Genomic DNA, 16,408 nt, shown 5'->3' on the forward strand with positions numbered 1-16,408 from the left:
TAAAAATCTGTTTTAACTACCAATTAAGCTGTTTTTGGATCAACAGCAATACTTGGGCTCATTGTACTAGACATATAAATACTTTTTATGTATGTACCTTTTGCCGCAGTTGGCTTCAATTTTAATAACGTTTGTAATAATTCATTTGCATTCCCTGCAATTTTGTCTGCTGTGAATGAAGATTTTCCTATTGCTGCATGAACGATTCCAGTTTTATCAACTTTAAAGTCAATTTTACCAGCTTTCACTTCACTTACGGCTTTTGCTACATCCATTGTTACAGTTCCTGTCTTTGGGTTTGGCATTAAACCTCTTGGCCCTAAAATACGACCTAAAGGACCTAATTTACCCATAACGCTTGGCATTGTGATAATTACATCAACATCTGTCCAACCGCCTTTAATTTTTTGAAGGAATTCATCTAATCCAACAAAGTCAGCTCCTGCTTCTGTAGCTTCTGCTTCTTTGTCTGGAGTTACTAATGCTAAAACTTTAACATCTTTACCTGTTCCGTGTGGTAATGTTACCACTCCTCTTACCATTTGGTTAGCTTTACGTGGATCAACACCTAATCTAACAGCAAGGTCTACAGACGCATCAAATTTTACATTTGTTATTTCTTTCACTAAGCTTGATGCTTCTGTAACAGAATACAATTTGTTTCTGTCTACTTTAGCTAAAGCTTCTTTTTGCTTTTTTGTTACTCGTGCCATTTTCTCTTAGATTTAAAAAGGTTTATCTCCAGATACTGTTAATCCCATAGATCTTGCAGTTCCTGCAACCATACTCATTGCTGACTCAGCTGTAAACGCATTTAAGTCTACCATTTTGTCTTCTGCAATTGCTCTTACTTGATCCCAAGTAACGCTTGCTACCTTTTTACGGTTTGGTTCTCCTGATCCTTTTTTAATCTTTGCCGCTTCCATTAGCTGAACTGCCGCTGGCGCTGTTTTCACTACAAAGTCAAAAGATTTGTCTTTGTATACAGAAATAACAACTGGTACTACTTTCCCTTGTTTATCTTGTGTTCTAGCATTAAACTGCTTACAGAACTCCATGATATTAACTCCGGCAGCACCTAAAGCGGGTCCAACCGGTGGCGACGGATTCGCTGCACCTCCCCTAACTTGTAGCTTAACTACTTTACTTAATTCTTTTGCCATTTTCTTGTTTTTAAATGTACAACACTTTTAATTGGAAGCTAAAAATGTTTACGTATATATAATGTGTAACAATTATATTTTCTCTACTTGCATGTAACTTAACTCTAATGGAGTTTTTCTTCCAAAAATTTTCACCATTACTTCTAACTTACGTTTTTCTTCATTGATTTTTTCTACAGTTCCGTTGAAACCGTTAAAAGGACCATCAATTACCTTTATTGTTTGACCTAGTGTAAAAGGAATTGCAACATTATCTGTTTTAACAGCTAATTCATCCACTTTACCTAGCATTCTATTCACTTCAGATTGTCTTAATGGAACAGGATCTCCTCCTTTTACTTCTCCTAAGAAACCAATCACATTTGTAACAGATTTTATAACATGTGTTACTTCACCAGCAATATTAGCTTTGATCATAATATACCCTGGAAAGTACACTCTTTCTTTATTTACTTTTTTCCCGTTACGGATTTGAATTACTTTTTCCGTTGGAACTAAAACTTCTTCTACATAATCTTGCAGACCAAGTCTTACTATTTCGCTTTCAATATAAGCTTTCACTTTATTTTCCTGTCCACTGACAGCTCTCACAACATACCATTTCTTTACATTAGAATCCGCCATAATAAGTATAATTTTTGAGAGTGATTAATTGCCGCCTAATACAGATTCATATACCAAACCTAATGATTTTGAGAAGGCTGTATCAACGCCCCATATTGCCAGTGAAAACAAGATAGAAAAGATAGCTACAACTATAGTTAAGCGCTGTGCTTCAGACCAACTTGTCCAAGTCACGTTGCTTCTTAACTCCTCGAAAGATTCTTTAACATAATTTACTATACCAGCCATATTGTGATTTTATTAGCACGGGTTGAGAGGCTCGAACTCCCGACACCTGGTTTTGGAGACCAGTGCTCTACCAACTGAGCTAAACCCGTATTTTTATAAAAAGGCGTCCCGAAAAACGGGACACCTCTACTATATATTTAAGGACTAATTTTTAGTCTAAAATTTCAGTTACTTGACCTGCTCCAACAGTTCTACCACCTTCACGAATTGCAAAACGTAAACCTACGTTCATCGCGATAGTATTTAATAACTCAACAGTAATTGTTAAGTTATCTCCTGGCATAACCATCTCAACACCTTCTGGTAAAGTAATAGTTCCTGTTACATCCGTTGTACGAACATAAAATTGAGGACGGTAGTTATTGTGGAATGGAGTATGACGTCCACCTTCTTCTTTTTTCAATACATACACCTCAGCTTTAAACTTAGCATGTGGAGTTACAGAAGCTGGCTTACAGATTACCATACCTCTTGAAATTTGAGTTTTCTCAATACCTCTTAATAAGATACCTACGTTATCTCCAGCTTCACCTCTATCAAGGATTTTACGGAACATCTCAACTCCAGTTACTGTAGAAGTTAACTTCTCAGCTCCCATACCAATGATCTCAACAGCATCACCTGTGTTAGCTACACCAGTTTCAATACGACCAGTTGCAACAGTACCACGACCTGTAATAGAGAATACATCTTCGATTGGCATTAAGAAATCTTTTTCAACATCACGCTTTGGTAATTCGATCCAGCTATCAACAGCTTCCATCAATTCCATTACAGTGTCAACCCATTTTTGCTCACCATTTAAGGCTCCTAAAGCAGATCCTTGGATAACAGGTCCGTTATCTCCATCATACTCATAGAAAGAAAGTAAATCTCTTACTTCCATATCAACAAGCTCTAATAATTCCTCATCATCTACCATATCGCATTTATTTAAAAATACAACGATACTTGGAATTCCAACCTGACGACCTAATAAGATGTGCTCACGAGTTTGTGGCATTGGTCCATCTGTTGCAGCTACTACTAGAATAGCTCCATCCATTTGAGCAGCACCAGTTACCATGTTCTTTACATAATCGGCGTGACCTGGACAGTCAACGTGCGCGTAGTGACGGTTTGCTGTCTGATATTCAACGTGCGACGTATTAATTGTAATACCTCTTTCTTTTTCTTCAGGAGCGTTATCGATAGTATCGAAATCTCTTGCTTCAGAAAGACCAGCATCAGCTAATACTTTAGTAATAGCAGCTGTTAAAGTAGTTTTACCGTGATCTACGTGTCCAATAGTACCAATATTTAAGTGCGGTTTGGAACGATCAAAAGTTTCCTTTGCCATGATTTAATAATTTTTTTTAATCTTAGTTATATATTAGTGTTCAATTTATACATTCTGTGAGCCAATGACGGGATTTGAACCCGTGACCTCTTCCTTACCAAGGAAACACTCTACCCCTGAGCTACATCGGCAAGAAATATATAGAGCGAAAGACCGGGTTCGAACCGGCGACATTCAGCTTGGAAGGCTGACGCTCTACCAACTGAGCTACTTTCGCTTTTTATTTAGTGGGGAGAGCAGGATTCGAACCTGCGAAGACGTAGTCAGCAGATTTACAGTCTGCCCTCGTTGGCCGCTTGAGTATCTCCCCAATAAAAATTCAATATTTCAATTTTCAATTAATTAAGTTGCCTTAATCAACTTCACTCAGAATCACTTTCAGTCATTAAATAGCTATACTACCTCAAACTTTCCGTGCATTTACTTTTTTTGAGCCGATGGAGGGACTCGAACCCACGACCTGCTGATTACAAATCAGCTGCTCTAGCCAGCTGAGCTACATCGGCTTTTGCTCATAAAAAAAGTCCGCTATTTCTAACGGACTGCAAATGTATAGATTATTTTATTTAATCAAAACAATTTTTCAAAAATTTTTATTGATCAATGTGTTCTTATTTTTTCTTTTCTTTTCAGTAATGCTCTTTGGAGGGATTTTGAGGCTTCATCAATAGCTTCTTCAAATGTTCTACATTGTTTTTTCATCATAATATCATCACCGGGAATATTTACTCGTACTTCAGCTATTTTATTTTCTTTTACACTTGTATTTTCTACTTTTAGATACACGTCAGCATCTATTACTTTGTCATAGTAATTTTCAAGCTTATCCATTTTTCTTTGAATGAAATCTACTAATTTACGATCTACCGTAAAGTTCACGGACTGCATGTTTACTTTCATACGCGACATTTTAAAGGTTATTTTTTAGGTTATACTTTAAGAGATTACTTTTTGTTTCTAGGGTGTGCTTTTGCATATACATTTTTAAGTTCGGCTAAACTGTTATGTGTATATACTTGTGTAGAAGCTAAGCTAGCATGACCAAGTAATTCTTTTACAGCATTTAAGTCTGCACCTTGGTTGAGTAAATGAGTTGCAAATGTATGTCTAAGAATATGCGGACTCTTTTTTACTTTTGTAGATGCTATACTAAAATAATCATTTATTAGACGATAAACAAGAGTCGGATACATTTTATTTCCTTTAGAGGTTAAAAATAATTCATCCTTTTTGTCTGTATCAATTTCTAATCGGTATGTATTGTATTGTTTTAGCTGGCTTTCTAGTTTTTGTAATAGTGGCACTATTCTTTCTTTGTTTCTTTTTCCGAGTATTTTAATTGTTTTTGCCGAATAGTCAATGTCCGATTGTTTTAGATTGATTAGTTCAGCGCGACGCATACCTGTAGCATATAACATTTCAATAATGGTTGTGTTTCGAATACTTTCAAATGTATTTTCATGTTCAGTTTCGACTAAAACCGTATTCATTTCTTTTTCTGAGAAAGGAACTTGTATTTTTTTAGCTGTTTTTAACGCTTTGTGTTTTATTAAAGGATTTACTTTTATTTGTTTTGTTTTGAGCAAGTACTTGTAATATGTTTTGAGTGAAGATATTTTACGATTTATGGTACTATTTTGCAACCCACTATTTACCAAAACAACAATCCAATTTCGGATTTGAACGTAATGAACATCTTTTATATTGTCATCTTCATATTCTTCTTTACAGAACTCAGCAAACATAGATAGGTCTTTTTTGTACGCAGTAATCGTATGATCTGAATAGTTTTTTTCAAGCTTTAAGTATTCTATGAAGGAAGTGAAGGTCATTTTTTGGGTTTTGGGTTTTGGGTTTTCATCTCCACTGCGCTCGATGTGACTAGTTTTGGAGTTTTGTTGATTTGTTTGTTCGTTTAAATTTACTAAAGTTTTGTGAGATTAAAATTATACGCATAAAAAAAGGTTTCCAAATTGGAAACCTTTTTAATGTTGTTGAGAGCATCTTAAATTTCTTCTTGATCTCTAAGGTGCTGTATGTATTGCGCTTTTTGTATTTGCGCTCTACGAGCTACTGATGGCTTTGTGAAATGCTTTCTTGCTCTAAGTTGACGCATTCCTCCTGTACGATCAAATTTTCTTTTGAAACGTTTCAGCGCTCTGTCTATATTTTCTCCTTCTTTTACTGGTATAATTAACATAGTACTTAACCTCCTCTCTTTTAGATTTTGTGGATGCAAATATACAGACTATTTTTTAATTTCAAATAGATTGTCGTTTTATTTTTGCATTAGCGATAGAGGCTTTGTTGAAGCTCTTTTTGAAAAGTGGATTCCTGCCTTCGCAGGAATGACAGTTTTTAAAAAAGCGACTGCCGAAAGCGCGGGCGCAATTTTTTTATTGCGTAATGCCCTCATTACTATATTAATTATTTACCGTAAAGTTTTGAACGTTTTTAGATTATTTTACAGACCAAACAGTATAACTTTTTGGCGGCGCTTGAATTTTAACCCATTTTCCTCCTTGTGTTACGGGCTCCCAATTTGAATGACCTGTGTAGTCTTTGATGCGCGTGTTTGACCAATTGGTTTCTACCCAACGCTCTTGCCAGCTGTTAGAGTTGTTTATATACACAACTATTCCTGCACTGTTGTAGCCGTTTCTTCTTGCTACATATTCATCATTATCTGTATACAGAATAGATGTGTTTCCGCTGGCTAAATTGTTGTGAATCCAGATAAGGTTGTTTAGTTTGTTTTTGTCTAACCAATCTTCGTAATCTTTGTAGAATATGGTTGGATATCCTTCATGTGTTAGAATGTACGCATATGCTAATATTTTATTGTTGACGATTTCGTCCGTATCATGATTTGTTACAAAGGTTACTGCTTTTGATGCGTTTCGTTTCCATAACATGTCGTCATTTAGTCTGTTTAGATTGTTTCCTTGAAATGCATCTCGCATTCTGTAGTAACATGCAAAATCGAACGCGCTTACTTCTGCTTGTCCTGCCCACCAATCGAGTGTTGCAGCATTTCCGTCCCAATATTCTCCAACAGAGAATCCGCCAACAGCATTTTTCCAATCTTTTACAACCCATGGAGCAAATCCTTTTACGTAATCAAAACGCCAACCGTCAAAACCGAAGTTTTTATAGTATTTTGCTACGGAGTTTGGATTTCTCCAAAGCCAATCTTGCACATAACTTTTTGTGTGTGATAGATCTGCGAATCCTCCAAATACACCTTCATCATTTGCTTGTACATCATTTGGGTGAAAGTCATAATAACTTCTGTTGAACATTCCTGACATTGGCTGATAATCTGTGTACGTGTTTGTTCCTTTGAATGGATTGTATTCACTGTTTCCTCCACTGTTATGATTTAGTACAATGTCTGCAATTACGCTTAATCTGTTTGTATGTGCAGTATTGATAAGACTTTGTAATTCGGTCGTTGAACCAAAACGAGTTTCTACGCTTCCCATTTGGTTGTATTCACCAAAATCGAAGTAATCAAATGGATCGTATCCCATAGAGAATGGTCCGTTTTGCGCTTTGGATGCTGGCGGAAGCCAAATAGCGTCGATTCCGGCATTGCTCCAATCGGCAACTTTTCCTTTGACAACATTCCACCAAGTTCCACCTGCTGGCACATCCCAATAGAATGCTTGCATCATAACTCCAGAACCTAAAGGTTTTAAGTTGGATCTGTTTTTTGCTGTAGTTACAGGTTCTTTCGTTTCTGTTGCACTTTGTTCTTTTTCTTGAAGTACTTCATCATTTGAACAGCTTATGAAGAATAAACTTATCAGTAAGAAGTATAAAATTTTGTTTGCTTTCATCATGTTTTTGGTTAAAGTTTTCTTCAATGTAGCTTTTTATTTTAGAGAACAATAATGATGCGTTTTGCGAAAACGTTTTCGTGTTGATAAGTTTATGACTTGTATGGTTTTACCGTACTCATTTTGCGCTTCATATTCTGTAAAACAAAAAAAGATCACTCGTTAAAGTGATCTTTTTTATGATGTATTTTAATTGTGAATATTTGTTTTGGAAGTACTTCTCTATACTATTTCCTGCCTATTTCGATAGCTACGCTAGTTATTTTCAGTCAAAATATATTTTGATTTCAAAATAATGCTCAATATGACAGAAAATCACTCAAAGTGACAATAGAACTTCATACCACTATTTATGTCGCTGGTTTGTAGTCTTTTTTATCGATGATAAAAAAAAAGAATTTTTGATAAAAATGACTCCAATCAATTTATGTCGCTGGTTTGTAGTCTTTTTTATCAATAATCATTTTTGCAATGATTTCACGAAGTATCTCGGACGTTCCACCACCAATTGGCCCTAAGCGACTGTCGCGCAACATACGTGCTAATGGATATTCTTCCATGTAACCGTATCCACCTAACATTTGTAAACATTGATAGATTACATTGTCTGCCATTTTTGTTGATTGCAGTTTGGACATGGTTGCTTCTTTTACAACATATTCTTTTTTGTCTAACCTGTAAGCTACAGCATAGTTGAATGTTTTACATACTTCCATTTCCGAAGCCAAATCAGCCATTGTATGACGTAAAGCTTGGAATTTGTCAATAGTTCTTCCAAATGCGTGTCGTTCCGACATGTATTGTAAGGTGTATTCTATGGCATATGCTGCTCTAGCATGTGCATTAATTCCCATAATTAATCGTTCCAACGCAAAGTGTTGCATGATGTATGGGAATCCCATGTTTTCTTCTCCCATTAGGTTTTCTAGTGGAATTTCAACATTGTCAAAGGCAATTTCTCCAGTATCAGAAGCTCTCCAACCTAGTTTATCAAGTTTGGTAGCAGAAATTCCTGGCGTATCTCTATCCATAATGAAGATACTGATTCCTTTGTTTCCTAGTTCTGGGTTTGTTTTTGCTGCAACTACTAAGTAATCGCTATACAATCCGTTTGTGATGAATGTTTTGGAGCCGTTGATTACATATTTGTCCCCTTTTTTAACAGCCGTTGTTCGCATTCCTGCTACATCCGATCCACCAAAAGGTTCTGTAATACATAAACATCCTATTTTTTCTCCGGTGATGCTTGCCGTAAGATATTTTTCTTTTATCTCATGACTTCCTTCTTTGTTTACATGCGTCATTGCTAAGTATGCATGTGCCCAAATTGCCGCGGCAAATCCGCCAGAATTGATGCGCTGCAGTTCTTCTAAAAGTATGACTGTGTAGAACAGATCTAAGTCCATTCCGCCATATGCTTCAGGATATGCTATTCCGAAGAATCCCATTTCACCAAATTTTTCCCAAATGAAGCGTTCTATTGTTCCTGTTTTCTCCCATTTGTCAATGTGAGGAACGACTTCTTTCTTTAAAAAATCTCTTAGACTTTCTCTAAAAAGTTGATGTTCTTCATTAAAATACATACTTTCCATATATGGCAATTTTTGTGTTTTTTTATTGAATTGACAAATATAATTCAATTATCTCGATTTTCTTTAGTGGAAAGTTGCGAATTTTTGTCAATTCTTCAAAAGTTTTAAATCCTTCGCGAAGTATTCGTTCGTTTAGTATTTCATCTGCGAGTTCATAGTTTATGTATGGAATTTTTATCAACTCTTGCAACGAACATGTATTGACATTCACTTTAACGATCGTTGGTGATTTTAGGTAGAATCGTTTCCAGACTTTCTGAATCACTTCTGGCTTTAAGCCATATACATCATCTAGTTGAGATTTTACTACAAATCCGCCAAGTTTTGCTCTGTATTTTACGATTCGAGCTGATAGTTTTTCTCCAATACCGTATACTTTTCGAAGTTCTTTTATCGTTGCTTTGTTGAGATCAATTTTTTCTAGAATGATTTCTTCTTTTTTTGAAAACTCATTTGACGCTTCTAAATAGAAACGCTTCCAGACTTTCTGAATTACTTCTGGCTTTAAGCCATATACATCATCTAATTGAGATTTTGTTTCAAATCCGCCAAGTTTTGCTCTGTATTTTACGATTCGAGCTGATAGTTTTTCTCCAATACCGTATACTTTTCGAAGTTCTTTTATCGTTGCTTTGTTGAGATCAATTTTTTCTAGAATGATTTCTTCTTTTTTCACATACTTATTTGGTATATATGTTCGCTTTTTCTTGTTTTTGTTGGTTACCCATTCGGGGAATTTGAAATACGGCTGTAGTACGTTTAGTAAAGAATCAGAAACGTTTGTCACTGTTTGAAACTCTTTGGCGGAGTTTACATATTTGTTGGTTTTGCGAAATTTGTGCAATTTGTCAATCTCGGCTGTGGACATTCCCAACGTAAACCCTTTGTAATCGGAGATAAAGTTTGGATTGAACGGAAATATTTTAGGTTTTCGCGTTTCAATTGCAAGTAGTTTGAGTGAATCTATTTGTTGTTGGTAGATGGCGACTTCTGCAGTTGCAAATAGTTGTGGAGCTTTTGTGGGATTTGTGTAAAAGTAGATTCCTTGCATACAAAATATTAGGAATAGTATACACAAAATCCCACTTCGCTCTGCTGTTGCAAATTTGAAGTGGGACTTGATATTTTTCATGTTTTCGATTTTTTTAGTGAATCGTTACATGAGTATTTTTGGGTTTATTATTCTATATATTGAGTTTAAAGGGAAACATTAAATGATTTTAAAAATCATTACACTTATCTCTACACCAAGAAAAACAGCTATCGTTAATTGTTGGAAAATCAAACGTAGGAATATCAATTGGTCCTGGATCGCAAACTTGACATATTGTAGGAGAGTCAGATGCTCCACCTCTAATTGTTTGAATGCTTTTTAAATTAGAGACTGTTTTTTTGTTTAGGTTTAGTCCTTTAAAACTACTTTTTTTCATAATAAATAAAATTTAAAGTTAAGATTTTCTTTCTTTGATTGCTGTCATGTATTTCACCAATTCTTCTTTTACTCTTGGTGCTAGTAATACAAGACCAATCATGTTTGGAATCATCATTGCAAAAATCATCGCGTCTGAGAATCCAATTACAGAACCTAAACTTGCCGCCGCACCAATGATTACGAAAATACAGAAAACAATTTTATAGGTATACTCAGCTCTTTTGCTTCTTCCAAATAAATATGCCCAACCTTGGAAACCATAGTACGACCATGAAATCATTGTACTAAATGCAAATAATACAACTGCAACCGTTAATACATACGGGAACCAGCTAATTACACTACCAAATGCTCCAGAAGTCATTAAAATTGCTTCTGCATCGTTAGATGGTCCTCCAGTAGCTAACGTTCCTGTAATGATTAATACTAAAGCTGTCATTGTACACACAACTACTGTATCAATAAATGGCTCTAATAAAGCAACCATACCTTCACTCGCTGCGTATTTTGTTTTTACTGCTGAATGTGCAATTGAAGATGAACCTATACCTGCTTCATTCGAAAATGCTGCACGTCTAAACCCTTGAATTAATACTCCGATAGCACCACCAGCAATTCCTTCAGGGCTAAATGCACCATTAAAGATTTGAGCAAATGCATCACCTACCATACCAACATTTGCAAATATTACAAATAATGAAGCAGCTACATAAATTACTACCATAAATGGTACAATTTTGTCCGTTACTTTGGCAATTTTCTTAATTCCTCCAATAATTACAATACCTACAAGTACAGACATTACGAAACCAAATGCCCAACCATATCCGTGTAGAAAAGATTCTTCTCCACCTGTAATGTTTTCAACTAATTGAAATGCTTGATTTACTTGGAACATATTTCCTCCACCAAACGAACCTCCAATTACGAAGATTGCAAATAATACAGCTAATACTTTTCCGAGACCTTCAAGCCCTTTTGCTTTTAGTCCTTTAGTTAGATAATACATTGGTCCACCATATACCGTTCCATCTTCTCCAATGTCTCTATATTTTACACCAAGTGTACATTCTACAAACTTAGATGCCATTCCTAAGAATCCTGCAATAATCATCCAGAATGTTGCTCCTGCTCCACCAATAGATACTGCAATGGCTACACCTGCAATATTTCCTAAACCTACAGTTGCTGATAATGCTGCTGTTAAGGCTTGGAAATGTGAAACTTCTCCTTCTTGACTTTCATCTCTAATCGTATCAGAGATATCTCCATCCATTGCTAATTCAGTATCTTCAGCACCATGTTGATCGATATCATCATACTTTCCTCTAACAATATTTATTGAGGTAAAAAAACCTCTGAAGTTAATAAACTTAAAATATATTGTAAAATATGTAGCTCCAATTATTAGTGGAAATAATACCCAAAATACTTTAACGTCTTCAGTAAATGGTATTTGGTAAAATATAAAGTCTACAAACCAACCTGTTGCCCAGCCGAATCCTTCATCGATTCGTTGATCGAGTCCTTTGTCGGTGACTTCTTGCCCAAAGGTTAGTATTGGTAATAAGATTGTTAATAATGATAGAAGATATTTCTTCATAATATGATGTCAGTTAGTTAATATTTATGTTGGGTATTTTTTAAGATCAGCAAGATGCTAAAAAAAAATTGCTTAATCAAGTTTTAGCACGTTAAATAAGATTTTTCGACGTTTGTTAGAGATCGTATTTTTCTTTGAGTAATGCTATTTGTTCTGGGCGACCTAAAACAATAATTTTAGAATTTTCTGCTAATTTTAACTCTGCTTCAGGATTGATGATATATTCTCCTTTCGGTGTCTTATAGCCAATAACTGTACAACCAGTATACTTTCGCAAATCCAACTCTTTAAGCGTTATTGTACTGTTAGGCGTAGTGATATCTTCTATTTTTATTTCTTCCACATTTGTGGTATTGCCGCCACTTATTGATAGATTGTCAATAAATTCAACCAAATCTGGGACAACTACTAAAGAAGCCATATGTTCTCCTCCAATTTTATCTGGCATGATTACATTATCTGCACCAGCAAGCTTTAATTTTTTATAGGATGTTTCTTCTGAAGCTCTACTAATAATCAACAATTTTTCATTGATCTGACGTGCCGATAATACGACAAATAAGTTATCTGCATCACTTGGAAGTGCCGTAATTAAACATTTTGCTTGTTCTATTCCTGCTCTAAGTAATACTTCATCTTCACTTGCGTTTCCTTCGACAAAATATCCGTCAAAATCTTCATAGCGTTCAATAATGTCTCTATCTTTTTCAATGATGACAAATTCCTGATTGTGCATGATTAGTTTTTCGGCGGCTTGCTTTCCATTTCGTCCAAATCCACAAATAATGATATGATTTTCCATGCGTTTGATTTTTTTTAACGTCGTACGTTGTATAATGTTTTTTAAAGAGCTTCTACTGAGTATGTATTCTGTGATTACCGAAATTGCATACGCAAATACGAAAACGCTGATGATGATTAAAACTATTGTGAATATCTTTCCATTATCATCTAAAGGAACTGTTTCTTCAAAACCAACCGTAGTAATTGTAATGATGGTCATGTATATAGCATCAATCCAACTTGCATTTGACACCAATCTAAAACCGATTGCTCCGACTGTTAAGACGAACATGAGTAAAAATAACGCTAGGTAAAATTTTGACTTGAAAAATCTATACATAATTATAAGTCAAACACTGAAGTTCGTTTGGTGTAAATTAAATCTTTTAATCGCAATACAAAAGCCAAAGTTAGGTATAACCCAAAACTGACACCGAAAGTTGCAAAGGTTACATATATAAAAAATAAACGTACATTTTTTGCACGCATCCCTAAGCGTTCTGCCAATCGTGACAACGCTCCGAAACCGTGTTTTTCAAAAAAGTAACGTAATTTATAGATGAATTTCATTGCTCTTTTTTTTTGAATTTACGCTGCCCTATACATTTATTGCAAGATAAAATTTTTTATATAAACATTTCTTATATATTTTTAAAAAGATATTACGACTGTACAAGTACATTTCCAATGGCACATTGCAAGCATTTTTGCTGATCGCAATAGTTTTTCTTTAATTCTAACAATGCTTGTGTTTGCAAAGCATTATCAATAGTTATTTCTTTTTCCGAAAATTTTTGAATGATGGTGTTTTTTTCAGGTTCAATAGTTTTTAGTAACGCTAAAATTGATTCAATTGGCGATTTCCCTAAATATTTTTCATAACTATATTTTAAAGGAAGAATTGTATTGATTAGTAAAATCGCTATAAACTTTTTGGAAACTACTTTTTTACGCTTTGGCGAACTTTTTTCAAAGGTGTAATGTGTTTCCCAAAATGTAGAAGTTGCTACTTGTAAAATACGGTGCATTTCGGCTACTGAAGTTGATGCAATTAATTTTGAAAATAACGCTGTTTCTTGATGATATAACATGGCAAGTTGCGAAACTCGAATGGTTGGAAAGTTTGCAGGACGCGTTCTAAAAAATTGTATTGGAAGATGTTTTTTCCGTTTATAATTAAATTTATTTGCAACGTATGTAAACTCTTTTTGCAAGCTTGAATGATAGATTTCTTCTATTATTTCTTCCGAAAGCAATCCGAAACTTCCAAATAGAAACGCTTCTAACGCTGTTTGATTGCTACTTAGTTTCCGAATGATAGAAAAATCGATTGTTTGAGATGCTTCAAAAAACGCTTCACTATTCAATTTTAATCCAAAACCTTTCGCCAATAATTGAAACAAAATTGCTTCCCAATCGTACTGCATTTGTTGTACAAGTTGCGCTATTTCCGAAGCTTTTCGCGCCAAGCGTTCTATATACAAACGTTCAATCCAATTGCTGAGTTGAAATTCCGACACTACAGGAAAATCTGCTTCGCAATTGATCCACTTTTTGGGCGTATTTAGTAAACTTACATAGTTGTGAATTTGTGTTAATTTCGTATATTTTTTTAAGATTAGTGTTGGAATTACTGAATTGTCTTTGCGATGAATTTCAATATCATGATTCCAAACTACATGCAAAATTACATTGTCATAATTCTTGTCTTTTTCATGATGATGCACGAACCAATCAGAAGCATTTACGTGCATTTCCACGTTTCCTGCCCACAATTGATTTCCGATTCGGATGCGCGCATTGAAAAAATCAGGACCTGCATGCAGATTGTGTGTGCCTAGGTTAATAATTTGAATAACTTCACCGTTGGAAGTATGCAATTTTTGCAATTGAAGCTTGCTAAATTTCCATAAGTGATATAGAAAATCCTCTTTTACAGTCATATAGATAATTATTAATGTTTAATAATTTCAATGGGGAAAAGAGATTTAATATTCTTTGTAAGATTTATAGTATAAAAATATACTTTATTTACTTTTTATTTTATACATTGTAATGTACAATTTTTTTTGAAACCTAAAGAGACTAGAATCTTTTTTTAAATGAACTCCCTAAATAAGTCTATTTTCATTGTTGCTTTTCCTACACTTGCATTGATAGGAATGATAGATAGTTTGATCCATTTATTTAGGTCAGGAATAACGGTTCAACATATGGCACATTTTATGACGGCGGCAAGTATCGTTTTTTTCTTTGCCAGGGTTTTTATCAAACCAATTCCACGTACAGATTATATCTTAAAAGCCTATACATTTTTAGTGTTTCTTGGGTGTATTTTAAGTTTTATTGCAGGAAACTTATATGAAGATATTCGGCTAGCTTGTACGTTTTTCAATTTTCTACTAACGTTTTGTTGGGTTTTGTATTTGGTTTGGTATTCGTTTTTTCAAGAAAGAAATTCACAAGAGCATACGATTTTAAAAACAGGACAACTGTTACCTAAATTAGTTTTTGAAAATAGTGTAGGTGAAGAAGTTACCAGCGATCATTTTGCAGGAACACCAAGTATTTATATTTTTTATAGAGGAAATTGGTGTCCGTTTTGTATGGCTCAGATTAAAGAAATGGTTTCCAAACATGAAGAACTCACCGATAGAAACATTAATACAGTTTTTATAAGTTCGCAACCACATGATTTCAGTAAGAAACTAACTGAAAAACATTCGTTAGATTTTCAATTTTTAGTAGATGTTGATGGAAAAGTTGCCAAACAATTAGACATTTTTGTAAAGAATGGATTGCCTGTCGGATTCCAAATTTTTGGATTTAAAGCTGATACTATTCTGCCAACAATTATTATTACCGATTCTGAAGAAAAAATTATTTACACCAATCAAACTGATAATTATAGAGTTCGTCCTGAACCTTCAGAATTGCTCAAAGTGATTGATACAAATGTGTGATTTTATCATTCTACTTCGTAACTTTCCGCTTTCCACGCTTTGATGCCGCCTTCTACATTAAAAGTTTTCGTGTAGCCTAATTCGCGAAGTTTTACAACCGCTTTTGCGCTTCTTCTTCCACCTTTACAATACACATAAATGGTTTCGTCTTTGGAAATTTTTGAAGTTGCTTCGTCTATGAAATTATCTTCAAAAAAATCTGCTTCCAATGCATTTGTTGTAATTTTTCCTTGTGCAATTTCTTCTGGCGTTCGAACATCTAAAACGGTTACAGCTTCATTTGCTAATATTTCATGAAGTTCTGTAACTGAAACATTGTTCTCTTTTGGACCATTGGAACAACTGAAAAAGGAAAAAATTGAAGACAACATAAACAGCTTAAAAGTTAGTTTTGAAAATTTCATACGAATGATTTTAGTTCGTTTTGTCGCCTTCCCATTCTGAAAATCCTCCCATAAGATTATAGGCATTTTCAAAACCTATGCTGTTCATTACAGCACATGCTTGTCCACTTCTTCCTCCAGATCTACAATACACATAGTAGTTTTTAGAACTGTCTAGTTTTTTAACTTCATCAATAAAACCTTGTCCTAAAAAGATATCTATATGTTTCGCATTCGGAATGTGTCCTTCGTCAACTTCATCTTGTGTACGAACATCAAGGATTACTGCGTTTGTATCGTTTGCAAGTTGCTCTTGCCATTCTTGTTGTGTTAAATCTGCCATAGCTTTTTGTAAATAGTTGTTTGTTGTTTTGTTTTCAAAGTTAAACTTTTTCAGAATATTTTCTTCAATAAAAAACCCGAAGTGTAGTACTTCGGGTTTTCACAGGCAAAAGT

19 protein-coding genes and 5 tRNA genes are annotated in these 16,408 nt (G+C 34.6%); 1 reads left to right on the forward strand and 23 read right to left on the reverse strand.

What is annotated here, in order from left to right:
- Positions 1-23: 23 nt before the first annotated feature.
- From rplA to ACQ654_RS07515, 21 genes are all read right to left on the reverse strand, one after another.
- The gene (rplA, locus tag ACQ654_RS07415) at positions 24-713 is read right to left on the reverse strand and encodes a 50S ribosomal protein L1 (protein ID WP_430409691.1); all 690 of its coding nucleotides are present in this window, start codon (positions 711-713) and stop codon (positions 24-26) included.
- 12 nt (positions 714-725) lie between these two features.
- Positions 726-1,163, reverse strand: a complete 438-nt coding sequence (rplK, locus tag ACQ654_RS07420; RefSeq protein WP_430409692.1) for a 50S ribosomal protein L11 — start codon at positions 1,161-1,163, stop codon at positions 726-728.
- Positions 1,164-1,235: 72 nt separating this feature from the next.
- Entirely contained in the window at positions 1,236-1,787 is a 552-nt protein-coding gene (nusG, locus tag ACQ654_RS07425; RefSeq protein WP_430409693.1) for a transcription termination/antitermination protein NusG, read from the reverse strand.
- A gap of 24 nt (positions 1,788-1,811) precedes the next feature.
- The gene (gene secE / locus ACQ654_RS07430; protein ID WP_430409694.1) at positions 1,812-2,015 is read right to left on the reverse strand and encodes a preprotein translocase subunit SecE; all 204 of its coding nucleotides are present in this window, start codon (positions 2,013-2,015) and stop codon (positions 1,812-1,814) included.
- A gap of 16 nt (positions 2,016-2,031) precedes the next feature.
- Positions 2,032-2,104: transfer RNA gene (locus tag ACQ654_RS07435), tRNA-Trp, on the reverse strand.
- Positions 2,105-2,166: 62 nt separating this feature from the next.
- Positions 2,167-3,354 (reverse strand): elongation factor Tu, encoded by a 1,188-nt coding sequence (tuf, locus tag ACQ654_RS07440; protein ID WP_430409695.1) that lies wholly within the window; start codon positions 3,352-3,354, stop codon positions 2,167-2,169.
- Between the two features lie 59 nt (positions 3,355-3,413).
- Positions 3,414-3,485, reverse strand: a tRNA-Thr gene (locus ACQ654_RS07445).
- Positions 3,486-3,498: 13 nt separating this feature from the next.
- Positions 3,499-3,571, reverse strand: a tRNA-Gly gene (locus ACQ654_RS07450).
- Between the two features lie 11 nt (positions 3,572-3,582).
- Positions 3,583-3,664, reverse strand: a tRNA-Tyr gene (locus ACQ654_RS07455).
- 122 nt (positions 3,665-3,786) lie between these two features.
- A tRNA-Thr gene (locus ACQ654_RS07460) sits at positions 3,787-3,860 on the reverse strand.
- Positions 3,861-3,954: 94 nt separating this feature from the next.
- The gene (gene hpf / locus ACQ654_RS07465) at positions 3,955-4,254 is read right to left on the reverse strand and encodes a ribosome hibernation-promoting factor, HPF/YfiA family (protein ID WP_430409696.1); all 300 of its coding nucleotides are present in this window, start codon (positions 4,252-4,254) and stop codon (positions 3,955-3,957) included.
- 44 nt (positions 4,255-4,298) lie between these two features.
- Positions 4,299-5,186, reverse strand: coding sequence for a tyrosine-type recombinase/integrase (locus ACQ654_RS07470; RefSeq protein ID WP_430409697.1), 888 nt, complete (start codon positions 5,184-5,186; stop codon positions 4,299-4,301).
- A 173-nt stretch (positions 5,187-5,359) separates the two neighbouring features.
- Positions 5,360-5,554 (reverse strand): 30S ribosomal protein S21, encoded by a 195-nt coding sequence (gene rpsU, locus ACQ654_RS07475; protein ID WP_046758270.1) that lies wholly within the window; start codon positions 5,552-5,554, stop codon positions 5,360-5,362.
- Positions 5,555-5,813: 259 nt separating this feature from the next.
- Entirely contained in the window at positions 5,814-7,199 is a 1,386-nt protein-coding gene (locus tag ACQ654_RS07480) for an alpha-amylase (protein ID WP_430413008.1), read from the reverse strand.
- Between the two features lie 422 nt (positions 7,200-7,621).
- Positions 7,622-8,788 carry an acyl-CoA dehydrogenase family protein gene (locus tag ACQ654_RS07485; protein WP_430409698.1) on the reverse strand — a complete coding sequence of 389 codons (1,167 nt, stop codon included), beginning with the start codon at positions 8,786-8,788 and terminating at the stop codon, positions 7,622-7,624.
- 22 nt (positions 8,789-8,810) lie between these two features.
- Positions 8,811-9,920 carry a ComEA family DNA-binding protein gene (locus ACQ654_RS07490; RefSeq protein WP_430409699.1) on the reverse strand — a complete coding sequence of 370 codons (1,110 nt, stop codon included), beginning with the start codon at positions 9,918-9,920 and terminating at the stop codon, positions 8,811-8,813.
- Positions 9,921-10,008: 88 nt separating this feature from the next.
- The gene (locus ACQ654_RS07495) at positions 10,009-10,218 is read right to left on the reverse strand and encodes a hypothetical protein (protein ID WP_430409700.1); all 210 of its coding nucleotides are present in this window, start codon (positions 10,216-10,218) and stop codon (positions 10,009-10,011) included.
- 18 nt (positions 10,219-10,236) lie between these two features.
- Complete coding sequence (locus tag ACQ654_RS07500) at positions 10,237-11,823, reverse strand: alanine/glycine:cation symporter family protein (RefSeq protein ID WP_430409701.1); 1,587 nt, start codon at positions 11,821-11,823, stop codon at positions 10,237-10,239.
- A 115-nt stretch (positions 11,824-11,938) separates the two neighbouring features.
- Positions 11,939-12,898, reverse strand: a complete 960-nt coding sequence (locus tag ACQ654_RS07505; protein WP_430409702.1) for a potassium channel family protein — start codon at positions 12,896-12,898, stop codon at positions 11,939-11,941.
- 50 nt (positions 12,899-12,948) lie between these two features.
- Positions 12,949-13,176: a PspC domain-containing protein gene (locus ACQ654_RS07510; protein WP_430409703.1), complete on the reverse strand. Its 228-nt coding sequence runs from the start codon at positions 13,174-13,176 to the stop codon at positions 12,949-12,951.
- Positions 13,177-13,268: 92 nt separating this feature from the next.
- Positions 13,269-14,549 (reverse strand): DUF2851 family protein, encoded by a 1,281-nt coding sequence (locus tag ACQ654_RS07515; RefSeq protein WP_430409704.1) that lies wholly within the window; start codon positions 14,547-14,549, stop codon positions 13,269-13,271.
- A 159-nt stretch (positions 14,550-14,708) separates the two neighbouring features.
- Between ACQ654_RS07515 and ACQ654_RS07520 the strand changes: the two genes are divergently transcribed.
- Complete coding sequence (locus ACQ654_RS07520) at positions 14,709-15,569, forward strand: peroxiredoxin family protein (RefSeq protein WP_430409705.1); 861 nt, start codon at positions 14,709-14,711, stop codon at positions 15,567-15,569.
- A 5-nt stretch (positions 15,570-15,574) separates the two neighbouring features.
- Here ACQ654_RS07520 and ACQ654_RS07525 read toward each other — a convergent pair whose 3' ends face one another.
- A complete protein-coding gene (locus ACQ654_RS07525; RefSeq protein WP_430409706.1) occupies positions 15,575-15,973 on the reverse strand; it encodes a rhodanese-like domain-containing protein in 399 nt (132 codons plus the stop codon).
- Positions 15,974-15,983: 10 nt separating this feature from the next.
- Positions 15,984-16,295 carry a rhodanese-like domain-containing protein gene (locus tag ACQ654_RS07530; RefSeq protein WP_430409707.1) on the reverse strand — a complete coding sequence of 104 codons (312 nt, stop codon included), beginning with the start codon at positions 16,293-16,295 and terminating at the stop codon, positions 15,984-15,986.
- Positions 16,296-16,408 lie beyond the last annotated feature (113 nt).

The sequence above is a fragment of the Kordia sp. genome, from assembly GCF_965283645.1.
Classification (GTDB): domain Bacteria; phylum Bacteroidota; class Bacteroidia; order Flavobacteriales; family Flavobacteriaceae; genus Kordia.